Below are 13142 nucleotides of genomic sequence, written 5' to 3'. Positions count from 1 at the left end.
CTCTCCTTCTATCGGCTGCCCGTGATCCGCACGTAAATCGCGGTCACCGCAAGAATGATCAGCCCGAACAGAACCGTGCGCGCGCCTTCGGGCATCTGCATCAGTGTCAGCATCGTATCCAGCACCCGGATGATCAGCGCGCCCACTATGGCCCCGGCATAGCTGCCCCGTCCGCCAAAAATAGACGTGCCGCCGATCACCGCCGCCGCCACCGACGGCAGCATCAGCGGGTTGGCAAGACTCAGCGATGTTTGCCGGATGATCCCCAGATACAACAGCCCGGCCAGCGCCGCGATAACCCCCGACAACGCATAAAGCGCGACATAGACCTGCCATGCCCGTACCCCTGACAGCTTGGCCGCATTCTCGTTCGAGCCCAGCGCGAACAGAAGACGCCCGAACCCGGTAAACCGCATCAGCCAGAAGATGAACAAAGCAAAGGGCACGAACAGGAACAACCCGTTCGGCATGGCCAGCGTCCGCCCGGTACCCAGCCATGTCAGGAAACCGGGGATTTCCGACCCGGCATTGATGACAAGGCGCTGGTAAACCTGGAGAACGCCGGTCGCAATCAGCCCGGTGCCCAGCGTCATGATCAGCGGATGCACCCGCACCAGCCCCACACCGATCCCGTTGACAACCCCCACGACCAACCCGGCGAGAAGTGCGGTCGCCACCGCCGGCCCGACCCCCCAGATCGAACTCAGCGTCGCGCAGACAAACGCCGCCACCGTCGCCACGATGCCGGCGGACAGATCGATTCCCGCCGTCAGCATCGTCAGCACCTGGCAGGCCGCGAGCATCGCCAGAGGTATGGCGAACTTGATCAGATTGCCCAGCCAGAAGGTCGAGATCACCCCGTCGCGCCCGGCGCGGAAGGGCGTGACGATGCCGGGCCGCATGATCTCCAGAACCGCCACCAACACAAACAGGAACACCACAAGCGGAATGACCGGATTGTCCCGCAGGAACCGCCCGAACCGGACCAGGGGGGGATCGGTAACAACCATGCTCATGTTCTTGCTCCCCGCATCGTGGCGGCGGTGCCCAGCATCACGACACCGACCATGATCGTGCCTTCAATGATGGTCGTGACATTCGGGTCCACAGCCAAAAGTGTCAGGATCGTTCGCACGATCCTCAAGATGAAAACCGCGATGATCGGGCCCAGCAACCCGCCCCGTCCGCCACCCAGGACCACCCCCCCCAACACAACCGCCGCGACCGAGGCCAGCAGGTAGGGGCCGGGCACCGGCTCGCCGATACCGGTCAGCGCCGCCAGGCTCAGCCCGCCAAAGGCGCTGAACAGCCCGCATATTCCATAGGCCGCGATCCTTGTGCGCCCCACCGCCACGCCCGAACGAAACGCGGCCCGCTCATCCGATCCGGTTGCATAAATGGCAATGCCCAGCCGCGCACGCCGGATCGGCAACCAGACCACCGCAATGCAGACCGTCGCGATCACCAGCGCATTGGGCAGGCCCGGGATCAGGAAACTGCCGCGAATGCTTTTCTGAAGCCAGTCCGCGGTCGATCCTCCCGGGGATTCCAGGATCAGCAATGCCACCCCTTCCCAGACGAACAGCATCGCCAACGTCACCACGATATCGGGGACCCGCGTTGCCACGATCAGCCCGCCATTGATCACCCCCATCGCCAGGCCCAACGCCAATACGATCAGGATCGCCGGCACCCCGGCCATCCGTTCCATCAGCACCGCCGCCGTCACGGCACAGACCGCCATCATCGAAGCCACAGAAAGATCGATCCCCCCGACGATGACCACCACCGCCATGCCGGTCGTGGCAAAAACGAACGGCAACGCCGCGCGCGCAATGCTTTCCAGACCGGAAACTCCGAAACCGGGTTGGATCATCCTGGTCGCGACCAGCAGCACAACCAGAAGCGCCAGCAACCCGGCCACCCAGGCATTCTTCCTGATAATCCCGCTCACGCCGCGCCCTCTTGTGCCACAAGCCCATAAGCCGCGCGCAACAAGGTCTGCTCGTCGGCGACTTCCGCGTCGATGATGTCGACGACGCGACCATTGAAGATGACAACCGCCCGGTCACAGGCCAGCGGAATCTCCTCCAACTCGGATGTATAGAAAAGCACCGAAGCGCCCTGTTCAGCCAGTTCGCGCACCAGCGGATAGATCTGCCGCTTGGTGCGCACGTCAATACCGCGTGTCGGATCGAACAAAAGCAACGTGTCCACCCCTGTGGCCAACCAGCGCCCGATCGTCACCTTCTGCTGGTTGCCGCCCGACAGGCGCTGCACCTCGCCTTGCGCCCGGGTGTCGATCTGCAAACGTGCGATGGCATGCGCCACCCGCGCACGCTCATGGCGCAGCTTCAGCCCGCCCCAGGCGCGGATCCGCGCCGAAAACGGCAACGCGATATTCTCACGTACCGAGCGCTGCGCCAACAGCGCGTCGGCCCGGTCTCCGGGGACAAATTTCACCCCCGCCGCAATGGCATCGGCCGGGTGCCGGAAATCCGCCGCAACGCCATTCACCTCGATACTGCCCGCCCTGGGCGGCATGAACCCGGCCATGCACTCGAACAGCTCGTCCTGCCCTTGCCCTTCCAGCGCCACCACCCCCAACACCTCGCCCGGGAATAGATCGAACGAGATGTCCGACACCTTTGGCGCAATCGCCACACCCTTCACGCGCATCCGCGGCCTGTCGCCTGTCGTGCCGCGCGTCTTGTGAATATCGCGCGCCGCCAGGTCCAGTTTCTGGCCCAGCATCAATTCGACGGCACGGTCCTCGACCCCCGGTTCAATCTTCAGATCGCCCACCGACATGCCGTCCCGCAGCACGGTGGCGCGGTCGCACAACTCGGAAATCTCGCCGAACCGGTGCGACACATAGATCACACCCATGCCCTCGTCCGCCTTCTGGCGCATCACCTTCAACACCCGCTCTACCAGATCGGTCGGCAGTGCCGCCGTCATCTCGTCCAGCAAAAGCACATCGGGCGCGCTGGCCAAAGCCCGCGCAAGATCAAGTATGCGCAAGGTCGCGAGCGGCAGATCCCCGATCATGTCCGACAGGGCCAGTCGCCGGATTCCCAGCTCTTCCACCCAGCGCCGGAACGGCTCGACAGGCGTGTCGGTCAGGCGCAGATTGTCGGCCACGTCCAGATCCGGGATCAGCGATGGCTCCTGATAAACCGGTACCAGCCCCGAACGGCGCGCCTGCGCCGGGCTACCCACCCGCGCCTCGCGCCCCCGGATCAACACCGTGCCGCTGTCCGGGCGCAAGGCGCCGGTAATGATTTTCACAAAGGTCGATTTTCCGGCCCCGTTTGCGCCCATCAGCGCAACGATTTCACCTTCCGACACATGCAGGCTTGCCTCGGTCAATGCCCGAACAGCGCCAAAACTCTTGGCGATTCCGGTTGCATCCAGTAACTGCGTTCCGCTCATGGGCGCCTGTCGTCTCTCGTTGAGGAGTTTGTCGTCGGTTTGCCCCCGCCCGCGACCGGACAGGGGCAGTCCTTTGGTATCAGCTGTCGCCTGGGCCTTTGCAGGCGATGATCTGTTCCATCGTGTAGTCGGTCCATCCCGGCACCGTCACCGAAACCGGCCATTCGGGATCAAGGTTCGGGTTTTGCGCCGCCATGATCGTGGCGCGGCCCTCCTCGCTGGCGTTCTCCCACAACACCGGGTCCACCAGAACGGTCTTGCTGCCCGGCGCCTTGCCGTTCAACACATCCACCGCCAGCGCAATTCCCGCACCGCCTACCGAACCGGGGTTGGTCACGGCGGCACCGGTCAGACCGTCAACTTCGGTAAGGTATTGAACGAAACCGGCATTGTCCGCGCCCACGATCGGCACCAGCGGCGCACCGGATTCAACAAACGCGTCCACGATCACATTGTCGATGCCCGAGGTCCATACGCCATCGAATGGAATACCGGTGGCCAGGAAATCGAACATCTGCTGCTTGCCCTGGTCCTGCTGCCAGCCGGTGAACACCTCATGCACAACCTTTATGCCGGGATACTCCGCCAGGGCGCGCTTGAACCCGTTGTCCCTGTCGGTATCGGCCGAAACGCCCGCGATCCCGCGCATATACACGATGTCACCCTTGCCACCGACCTGTTCGAACAGCCATTTGGCGCCCAGATAGGCATATTCTTCCTGGTTGTTGGACAGGATATAGGCGCCTTCCGCCGAAACCCCCGCGTCAACCGCGACGACGACGATGCCCTTTGCCATTGCCATTTCCAGCGCCGAGTTGAGCGCATCCGGGTTGGACGGGTTCAGCACAATGGCGTCCACGCCAGCCTCGATCAGGTTGTTGAGATCTTCAAGCTGCCCGGCCGAATCGGTGTTGCGATGGGCCACGATCAGGTTGGTGACATCCTCCTCCACCAGCGCCTGCGCGCGCATGGCACAGATCATCTCTTCGCGCCAGCCGTTGCCCTGCACGGTGTTGGACACACCGATCGTGTATTCCGCGGCGAACGTGGCCGGGGCCAGTGTCGCCGCAACGGCGATGGCCGCGGCACTTGTCAGAAACTTCTTCATGTCAGGTTCCTCCCATTTGAAGACTTGTGTGATTGAGTTTGCGGGGCTTTCGCGCCCTTCTATTTGATGAATGGTTGCAGCACGTCACGGGCCAGAAGAAAGCCGCGCCTGATCTTCTCGACCGACCCTTCAAACAACCTGTCCTCGTGCTCGATGATCACCGGACCGTCATAGCCTGTGCGGTAGAGACCCGAAAAGAAATCCGGCCAATCCACATCGCCCAGCCCGCACAGCCGCGGCACCTGCCAGCCCATGCCCGCCGACAGGATGCCGTTTTCATACAACCCATCGTGATCCACCATCAGATCCTTGGCGTGGACATGGGCAATCTGCGGGCCGAACTCCTTAATGAACCGGGTCTGATCGATAAACTGCCAAATCAGATGAGACGGGTCGAAATTCATGCCCACATCGCCGCCCCATTCGTCGAAAACGCGGCGCCAGATCCGGGGCGAATAGGCTATGTTGTGCCCGCCCGGCCATTCATCCTGGCTGAAAATCATCGGGCAGTTCTCGAAACACAGGCGCACACCGGCGTCCCGCGCATGGGTCACGATGGGCGCGAATATCTTCTGCGCGCGGGTCCAGTTGTCGTCGACGTTCAGCGTGCGGTCACCGCCGATAAACGTGTTGACCACCGGCACGCCCATCACGCCAGCCGCGGTGATGACCTTCTTCAGATGGCCGATCACCTCATCCCTGTGGTCGGCATCGGCGTGCAGAGGGTTAGGGTAATAGCCTAGTCCCGAGATCTCGATCCCGTGCCCCGTCAGCATGTCCTTGACCTCATTGCCTTCAGCGGCGCTCAGCCCGTCGACATTGATGTGGCTGGTGCCGGCATAACGGCGCTTCTCGCCGCCCGAGGCCGGCCAGCAGGCGATTTCCAGCGCGGAAAACCCGTTCGCGCCGGTCCACGCGGCCACGTCCGACAGGTCGGTCCCCTCAAACGGCGCGGTCAGAAGTCCAAGTTTCATGTCTTCTCCCTCAAATCTCGTCCAGTTCGATCCAGCGGCCTTCGCGCGCCGACTGGATCACGGCGTCGCAGAATTTCATCTCGTAATGCCCGTCATCAAAGCTGGCCCAGGTGCTGTCGGCACCGCGCGCCCCGGTGGCGATGTCCGCGTAAACCGCTCTGAAAAAAGCGAAAAAGCTGTCAGCAAAGCCCTCGACATGGCCCGGCGGCAGCGAAGCCGCCCGCGTGCCCGTCGGGTTCATCAGGGTGAAATCGCGCGCCAATACCTGGTTGGGCGCGTCGCGGTGCCCGACGAACAGGTGATCCGGCATTTCGCTGTCCCAGGCCGCGCTGGCGGCGCTTCCGGCAATGTCCCATTGCAGCGAGTTCTTGCGGCCCAAGTTGATCTGCGACGTGGTCATCACCCCCTTCGCGCCGCCCTCGTACCGGATCATGATCGCGGCGGCGTCGTCGGTATCGACGGTCACGGCCTCGGTCGCACCGGCGGCGCTCGAGAAAGTCTCGACCGGACCGGCAGGGCGCTGGCGTTCGGGCAGGAATGTCGAGAGATCAGCAAAGACCGCCTTTGCCTTCAGGCCGGTGATAAAGCTGGTCAGATCAACCCAATGCGTGCCAATGTCGCCGACCGACCGCAGGGTGCCGCCGATCTCGGCCTCAAGCCGCCAGTTCCAGTCGGTTTCCTTGGCAAGCCAGTCCTGATGGTAATGGCCGGTGACAAAGCGCACATCCCCAAGCTCACCCGCCTTCACCATGCCCTGCGCCTGCTGGTTCAACGGATAGAACCGAATGTTGTAACACACCGCGCAAATTCGCCCCGATGCCCGGGCAAGCTCTGCCATTTCCGCCGATTGCGCGCTGGTCATGGCCAGCGGCTTTTCGCACACCACATGCTTGCCCGCCGCGATGATCGCCTTCACCTGCGGATAATGCGCATGATTGGGCGAGGTCACATGCACCACGTCAACACTCTTGTCCGCCAGCACCGCCTCCAGCGATGGATAAGCATGGTCCACGCCGATCTCGGCCGCGCGCGCCGCGCCGCGTTCAGCGGACGAACCCAGGACGCCGACAACCTGAACACCAAGACGACGCAGGGCCTGCACATGCACCGTTCCAATGAAACCCGTGCCGATCACCGCCGCACGTATCCGGGAAATCTCCGTCATTCCGTCGCCCTCACATAACCGAATAACCGCCGTCCACCGGCATCGACATGCCGGTGACAAAGCCCGCCGCATCCGACGCCAGGAACAACGCCGCGCCAACGATGTCTTCCGGACGGCCCCAGCGCGCCAGCGGCGTACGCGCCTCGATGCCCCGGACAAAGGCGGGATCTTGCCGGGCGCGCGCCGATTGCTCGGTCACGATAAATCCCGGCGCAATGGCATTCACGCGAATCCCGTCCCCCGCCCAGGCAATCGCCAGCGATTTCGTCAGCTGCTCCACCCCTGCCTTGGACGCGCCATAGGCCGGATTGCGGGGCGCGCCAAAGCGCGCATACATCGACGCGATATTGATCACGCACCCCTTGCCGGCAGCCAATCCCGGATGAAGCGCCTGCGCACAGCGCAGCGATCCGGTCAGGTTCACATCCAGCACGTGATTAAAGAATTCCGGGTCCATCTCTTCGCCACGCCGGGTAATAGCGGCACAATTCACCAGAACGTCCACAACCCCGCGCGCCGCGCCGAATGCCGCAACCGCGGCACCATCCGTCACGTCCAACTGCGTATAAGCCAAGCGCGCCGCATCCTCGGGAATACAGGTTGGTTCCGCGCCGGTGATCTCGACCTCCGCGCCCGCATCCTGAAACGCCCGCGCGATCGCCGCGCCAATGCCGCCTCGGCTAGCGCCGATCACCACAGCACGAGCGCCCGCAAAATCATATTGCGCCACCGCCCTCACCGGCATCTCCCCGTCCTGGAAATTGCGCTCCAGGACATCATTGGGTTCTTCGTCATTATCATCCTGCACCCTATGTAATCGTTTTCAGCTCGAGACTTTGTCTCTTTTCACATGATGAAAACGATTACATAATCGACATCACGACAGATTCGTGTCAACCGCAAAATTGACCTCACCGCCCGGACCTCATGATTACCAAACCGCCCACAATCCAGGATGTCGCCCGCGCCGCAAACGTGTCCGCGGCCACGGTCAGCCGGGTATTGTCGAACCCAGACCTGGTCAGCGACCGCACCAAGGAAGCCGTGCTTCAGGCCATTCAAAGCACCGGCTACCGCGTCAACCAGGCGGCGCGGAACCTGCGGATGCAGCGCGCAAACGCTGTGCTGGTACTGGTCCCCAACCTGGGCAAGCCATTCTACTCTGGCATCCTTGCCGGCCTCAGCGAGGGATTTTCCGGCACCGAATACGCGGTGCTGATCGCCGATACGGAAAGCAATCCGATGCAGGATTCCGCGCTGGCAGGCTATTTTCTGGACGGCCGGATCGACGGCGCGGTGTCTCTGGACGGGCAATTGTCGGCCGCCACCCTCCAGGAATGTGTCGATCTGGGCGTGGGCGACCGGATCGTGTTTCTCTGCGAATGGGTCGCGGATCAGCCGTTCCCGGTGATCTCCAGCGACAACGCCCATGGTGCCCGTCTTGCGATCCGCCACCTTTACGAACTCGGCCATCGCAAGATTGCACATGTCACCGGTCCGGACGGCAATGTGCTCACCAATGCGCGGCGCGAGGGCATGGTGGCAGAGCGGGCGCGCCTGGGCCTGCCCGCACCACCCGACTGGATCATTCGCGGCGATTTCTCGCTGGAATCCGGACACGAGGCCGCGGCCCGCATCCTGGCCATGAAAGACCGCCCCACGGCGGTGTTCTGTTCGGCCGACATGGTCGCATTCGGCCTGATTGCGGGGCTGACAGCCGGCGGGCTGCGCGTGCCCGAAGATATATCGGTCGTTGGCTTTGACGATATCGAGATGTCGGAATACTTCGTGCCCGCCCTGACCACGATCCGTCAGGATCGCCACCGGATGGGCCGGCGCGCGGCGCGGGTTCTGCTGGATCGCCTGTCGCGCAAACCGGCCGCCCATACCCCCGAGGCGCCGATCCCGGTGGAACTGATCCTGCGCAACAGCACCGCACCGCCGCCCGCCAGACAAATACGGTCGCCAAGGCGACCCGCTTGATCCCTGAGGCAGGGACACGACGGGACGCCGCGCAAGCTATCGGCATTTCGCGCGCTCCGCCAAAATTCGACGGGTCAGGTTCCTGGCGGAACGCTTTCGCATGGCGCACCCGTAACCGATTGCTCCAGATCGACATTCACCCCCGTCATCGGGAAAGAGGCGGGTGACAACAGGTGTACCGTCACCCGTGCCGCCTCTTGTGCGGACACCAGCCGCCCCAACGGCAGCCGCGCGCCCGCGCGCGCAGCCCAATCTTCGCCGCCGCCAAGGATATTGGCCTGCATATCGTGCTCGACCTCGGTCAGCACCCAGCCCAGATTAACGCCGTTCACCCGGATACCATCGCGCAAATGGGCATGGGCTGCGTTCTTGGTCAGGGTCTGCAACGCGCCCTTCGACGCGGAATAGATCGCCAGGTCCGGCGCGCCACAATGCGCGTTGATCGACTGGATATTCACGATCGTTCCGCCCGCGCCGCGCGCCTTCATGTCCGCGATTACCTCCTGCATCAACAGGAACGGCGCGCGTGCATTCACCGCGAACACGGAATCAAACACCTCGGACGTACCATCGGCAAAACTGGCCCGTGTCGTCACCCCGGCCGCGTTTACCAAGCTGTCAACCCGCCCGAACGCAGCCCTCGCGGCAGCCACCACGCGCGACGGCGCCGCCGGGTTCGCAAGGTCGGCGACACCCTGTTCCACCTGCACGCCCGCGTCCAGATCCCGTGCCAGTGCCGCAAGCCCGGCCTGATTCCGATCCGTCACAAACAGCCGCCGCACCCCTTGCGCCACCGCTTCGCGCGCCACGGCGCGGCCGATCCCACTCGCTGCCCCCGTCACCAGAAGCACCATGTCCTTCATAGTCTCCGTCATGTCGCCACCCGCACACCCGCCGCACATAACCGGCCAAGCGCCTCGCGGCTGCGCGGATGGTCCGTGGTGATCACCCCCACCCCGTCAGTGTCGCGCGACAGCCTTTCCAGCCCCGCTTCCTGAGGCTCCGGCCCGATCCCTTCCAGAACAATGATGTCGCAACGCGCCACAAGCGGCTGCTCGCGGGCAAAACGCCGGATCGTGTCGGCCACCTCGTGCATGAACGGGTTGGCTCCGTAAGGAATTAGATATTTCAGCCGCGCCGGCCTGGACGGCAGGGCCACCGCCCCCTCCAGCGGCAGATAACCCAGGATCCGCGCCGCCCGGAGAACGCGATGCCGATTGGCCGGGCGGACACCCGCGCGCGCGTTCAGCACCCGGTCCGCCGTGGCCGTCGACGCGCCCGCGCGCGCGGCAATTTCAGCAATGGTTGTGTGTGACATTGCACGGCACCCCTGTGATTCGTCCTGCCCCGCCGCCATTGTGTCGTGTCAGGCGCCGGTTGTCTTGACCCGATACATCAGATCACATCACCCCCCCGTCATTCCACCCGGCCCCACGCGCTCGACACGCGGAAATTGCAAGAGTCGCGCCCCGCCTGAGACATACGAGAGCCGAATTTCATGAACGACACCGCACATGCGCCCACCATCACCGATCTGCGTGCTCTCAAGGGGCAGGAAACAGCTGATCATGCTGCGCGACTACTCGCTGGACGAGGCCGCCGCCCATGGCCGCCTGCGGCGGGAACGCGTCGCGGCGTTCCGCGAATAGGTGGCCGATCATGCCAATGTCGTGCTGCCCGAAGGCGGCCTTGCCGCCGCGCGGATTTCGCGGGTCAGATCGATGGAGCGAGAACTAGATCGAAATCGACCCGCAGATAGGTGCCTTTCACTGTGCCTGACAGTTCGTACCCGTCCGGAAAGCTGTCGGCGGGTTGTTCGACATATTTCATCACCAGATCGTCACGCACACCGAATACCGTGTCTTGATCCAGATACGGGTCATCTTCGGGGAACACTTCGGTAACCAGCGATCTGTAGCCATCGGCGGTGACAATATAATGCAGGTGGCTTGGTCGCCACGGATGCCGTCCGGCGGCGTTCAGAATATCGCCGACCGGGCCGTCAGACGGCACGGTGTACTCCACGGGGCGCACCGTGGTAAAGGCATAGCGCCCCTTGTCATTGGCTGTCATCAATCCGTGAAAGCTGTGTATATCCTGATCCGGGTCCTGGCTGGAATACATCCCGTTGGGGGCGGTCTGCCAGATATCGATCTGGGCGCCCGGGATCGGGTTGCCATCCGTGCCGCGCACGGTTCCCTCGACCAACACCACCTTTCCCTCATACTGCCGCTTCATGTCGCCACCAAACGCCAGCGGCGGCGGGTTGGAAACGTGAAACGGTCCAAGCACGGAAGAGCTTGTGGCCTCAGGTGTGGAATGCAGCATGTCCACCAGCGAAGACAATCCCAGAACATCTGACAACAGCACGAATTCCTGGCGTTCCGGCGTGGTGATTTCACCTGCCCGTGTCAGAAACGCGATGCCGGTCCGCCACTCCTCGTGAGTGAGGTTCACCTCGCGGGCAAAGTCGTGCAGGTGCCTGGCCATCGCACTCAGAACCTCGCGCACGCGCGGATCGGTGTTCTCGCCAAGATAGGATGTGAAAACTTCGGTGATGTTGTCTTTGGTGACCGAACGCATGGTCGCCTCCTAGTTCAGAATTGCAAGGCTGAGCACCGGATAGCGGATCAGCAGGATCAGGACGACGAGCATGACGCCCGCAAAAGGCAGCGCCCCCAAAAATACGTCCTTCAGAGTGATACGATCGTCATTGAGTGTCGCCTTGATCACGAAACACGAGATGCCCAGCGGCGGTGTCAGCAATCCGATTTCGGCCCCCACGACGGTAATGATACCAAACCATACAAGGCTGAGTCCCATCGGCTCGACCAATGGCAGGAACAGCGGCACGACGATCAGGATGATGGACGCCGTATCCAGCAAAGTGCCCAGAAACAGCATCAGAAGCACGTACAGCAACATCACGATGAAAAAGCTCGCCTGGCTGTTGGCCAGCATGTCACCCAGTTCGTTGGGCAACCCGGCAAGACCCAACATTCGGGAATAGATCGACGCGGCGGTGATCAGGAACAGAATGGAGGCCGTGATATGCCCGGTTTCCAGTAGCGCTTCCCAAAACCCGCGCGCGGAAATGCGGCGGCGTACCAGGGCGATCACCAGCGCCACCAAAGAACCGGTCGCGCCAGCCTCGACCGGGGTCAGCCAGCCTGTATAGATGCCCCCCAGAACAACCACGATCAACCCAAGCGTCGGCAGCGTTTTCGACATGATCTCGCCCCAGGGCATCGGTTCGAAATCTTCGGCCGGTCGGCCGCCGACAAATTTGGGAAAGAACCGGCCCATGACAAATATCGCACCGATATAGGCGGCGGCCAGCATCAGGCCCGGCACCACGCCCGCCAGAAACATTTCGCCAACCGATTGTTCCGCAACGAAGCTGTAGATGATCAGCATGGCCGACGGAGGAATGATCATCCCAAGCACTGACGATCCCGCCACGACACCAACGGCAAAGCGCGGATTGTAGTCGTACTTGAGCATTTGAGGCACGGACACTTTTGAAAACACCGACGCCGAGGCGATCGAGGAGCCCGTTACCGCCGCAAACACCGCGTTTGCCCCGACCGTAGCCATGCCGATTCCGCCTTTGACCCGGCGAAACCCGGTGCTCATCACGTCATAGACATCCGCGCCAAGCCCCGCCTTCGACACCACCAGCCCCATAAAAGTAAACAGCGGCACCGTGGCAAAGGTGTATTCCATGACACTGTCACCCACCGCGATCTTGAGCAGGTTCATCGCCAGGTCGAAATTGTCGCGCATCAGCCAGATCGAGACAAAGCTGACCACGCCAAGCGCGATCGGAATATACATTCCCAGGTAAATCAGGACGACAATGGCCGCGACGGATGCCATGCCAATTTCAAGCGGACTCATTGGTTGTCCTCGTGTTCGGGGGCACGGACCAGTTCCGGCCGGACAGCAGGGCGCAGAACCTTGATCACGAAGATCAGGGTGCAAAGAGCAGCGCTGAGAAAGATGACAAGCTTGATCGGCCACCAGGGCGCCGTGAATACACCGGGCACACCGAAATAGTCCTTTGTTTCAAACATATCGGTGAACTCTGGCCAGATTGCGATGGCGATCAGCGCCATGAAGACGGCCGATACACTGTCGATGACGTGGCGCAATGCGGCGGCAAAGCGCGGATGACGTGCGCCGATCACCACCAGAAAGCCGTCAGACCGGGTTAACCGGTTGACTCGCACAACGTCCGGCAATTGCAGGAATACAATCAACACCATCGAAAACTGTACGACTTCGACGGCGCCAAGAAACGGTGCGTTGAATACACCGCGCGCGACAACGTCAAAGTTGACGATTGCGACCAGCCCCAGAACGACCAGCGTGCCAGCAGCGTTTGTTCCGATCGCGAACCTGTCCGTCAAAGCGGAAAGGGCCCGAAGGAATTTGCCAAATATCAAGGTTTTCACAGCCGGGCCCTTTGGTTCTT

At 62.4% G+C, this 13142-nt stretch carries 14 protein-coding genes; 2 read left to right on the top strand and 12 right to left on the bottom strand.

Annotation, left to right across the window (positions count from 1 at the left end):
* Positions 1-8: 8 nt before the first annotated feature.
* From I3253_RS09245 to I3253_RS09215, 7 genes are all read right to left on the bottom strand, one after another.
* Entirely contained in the window at positions 9-1016 is a 1008-nt protein-coding gene (locus tag I3253_RS09245) for an ABC transporter permease (RefSeq protein ID WP_197917373.1), read from the bottom strand.
* Positions 1013-1954 carry an ABC transporter permease gene (locus I3253_RS09240; RefSeq protein WP_197917372.1) on the bottom strand — a complete coding sequence of 314 codons (942 nt, stop codon included), beginning with the start codon at positions 1952-1954 and terminating at the stop codon, positions 1013-1015. The genes I3253_RS09245 and I3253_RS09240 overlap by 4 nt, the downstream gene beginning before the upstream one ends.
* A complete protein-coding gene (locus I3253_RS09235; protein WP_197917371.1) occupies positions 1951-3435 on the bottom strand; it encodes a sugar ABC transporter ATP-binding protein in 1485 nt (494 codons plus the stop codon). The genes I3253_RS09240 and I3253_RS09235 overlap by 4 nt, the downstream gene beginning before the upstream one ends.
* A gap of 79 nt (positions 3436-3514) precedes the next feature.
* On the bottom strand, positions 3515-4543 hold the full coding sequence (locus I3253_RS09230; RefSeq protein ID WP_197917370.1) for an ABC transporter substrate-binding protein: 1029 nt from the start codon (positions 4541-4543) through the stop codon (positions 3515-3517).
* Positions 4544-4602: 59 nt separating this feature from the next.
* Positions 4603-5517: a sugar phosphate isomerase/epimerase family protein gene (locus tag I3253_RS09225; RefSeq protein WP_197917369.1), complete on the bottom strand. Its 915-nt coding sequence runs from the start codon at positions 5515-5517 to the stop codon at positions 4603-4605.
* Positions 5518-5527: 10 nt separating this feature from the next.
* Complete coding sequence (locus I3253_RS09220; RefSeq protein WP_197917368.1) at positions 5528-6682, bottom strand: Gfo/Idh/MocA family protein; 1155 nt, start codon at positions 6680-6682, stop codon at positions 5528-5530.
* A gap of 10 nt (positions 6683-6692) precedes the next feature.
* Entirely contained in the window at positions 6693-7490 is a 798-nt protein-coding gene (locus I3253_RS09215; RefSeq protein WP_332255694.1) for an SDR family NAD(P)-dependent oxidoreductase, read from the bottom strand.
* A 119-nt stretch (positions 7491-7609) separates the two neighbouring features.
* Here I3253_RS09215 and I3253_RS09210 point away from each other — a divergent pair, with 119 nt between their 5' ends.
* Entirely contained in the window at positions 7610-8665 is a 1056-nt protein-coding gene (locus tag I3253_RS09210) for a LacI family DNA-binding transcriptional regulator (RefSeq protein WP_197917367.1), read from the top strand.
* A gap of 74 nt (positions 8666-8739) precedes the next feature.
* Here I3253_RS09210 and I3253_RS09205 read toward each other — a convergent pair whose 3' ends face one another.
* Both I3253_RS09205 and I3253_RS09200 read right to left on the bottom strand, forming a co-directional pair.
* Positions 8740-9540 carry an oxidoreductase gene (locus tag I3253_RS09205; RefSeq protein ID WP_232237039.1) on the bottom strand — a complete coding sequence of 267 codons (801 nt, stop codon included), beginning with the start codon at positions 9538-9540 and terminating at the stop codon, positions 8740-8742.
* A complete protein-coding gene (locus I3253_RS09200) occupies positions 9537-9983 on the bottom strand; it encodes a LacI family DNA-binding transcriptional regulator (RefSeq protein ID WP_197917366.1) in 447 nt (148 codons plus the stop codon). The genes I3253_RS09205 and I3253_RS09200 overlap by 4 nt, the downstream gene beginning before the upstream one ends.
* A gap of 196 nt (positions 9984-10179) precedes the next feature.
* Between I3253_RS09200 and I3253_RS20610 the strand changes: the two genes are divergently transcribed.
* The gene (locus I3253_RS20610) at positions 10180-10314 is read left to right on the top strand and encodes a hypothetical protein (protein ID WP_269648489.1); all 135 of its coding nucleotides are present in this window, start codon (positions 10180-10182) and stop codon (positions 10312-10314) included.
* Positions 10315-10378: 64 nt separating this feature from the next.
* On the opposite strand, the gene I3253_RS09195 is transcribed toward I3253_RS20610, so the two are convergent.
* Genes I3253_RS09195 through I3253_RS09185 form a run of 3 tightly spaced genes read right to left on the bottom strand, consistent with a single transcriptional unit; the run spans position 10379 to position 13122 of the window.
* A complete protein-coding gene (locus tag I3253_RS09195) occupies positions 10379-11248 on the bottom strand; it encodes a dioxygenase family protein (RefSeq protein WP_197917365.1) in 870 nt (289 codons plus the stop codon).
* Positions 11249-11257: 9 nt separating this feature from the next.
* On the bottom strand, positions 11258-12565 hold the full coding sequence (locus tag I3253_RS09190; protein WP_197917364.1) for a TRAP transporter large permease: 1308 nt from the start codon (positions 12563-12565) through the stop codon (positions 11258-11260).
* Positions 12562-13122, bottom strand: a complete 561-nt coding sequence (locus I3253_RS09185) for a TRAP transporter small permease subunit (RefSeq protein ID WP_332262125.1) — start codon at positions 13120-13122, stop codon at positions 12562-12564. Before I3253_RS09185 ends, I3253_RS09190 begins: the two co-directional genes overlap by 4 nt.
* Between the last annotated feature and the right edge of the window lie 20 nt (positions 13123-13142).

The sequence above is a fragment of the Thiosulfatihalobacter marinus genome, assembly GCF_016019955.1.
Taxonomy (GTDB): domain Bacteria; phylum Pseudomonadota; class Alphaproteobacteria; order Rhodobacterales; family Rhodobacteraceae; genus Shimia; species Shimia marinus_A.
Note: the sequence above shows the minus strand (reverse complement) of the source record. Positions and strands in the feature narration are given on the sequence as shown.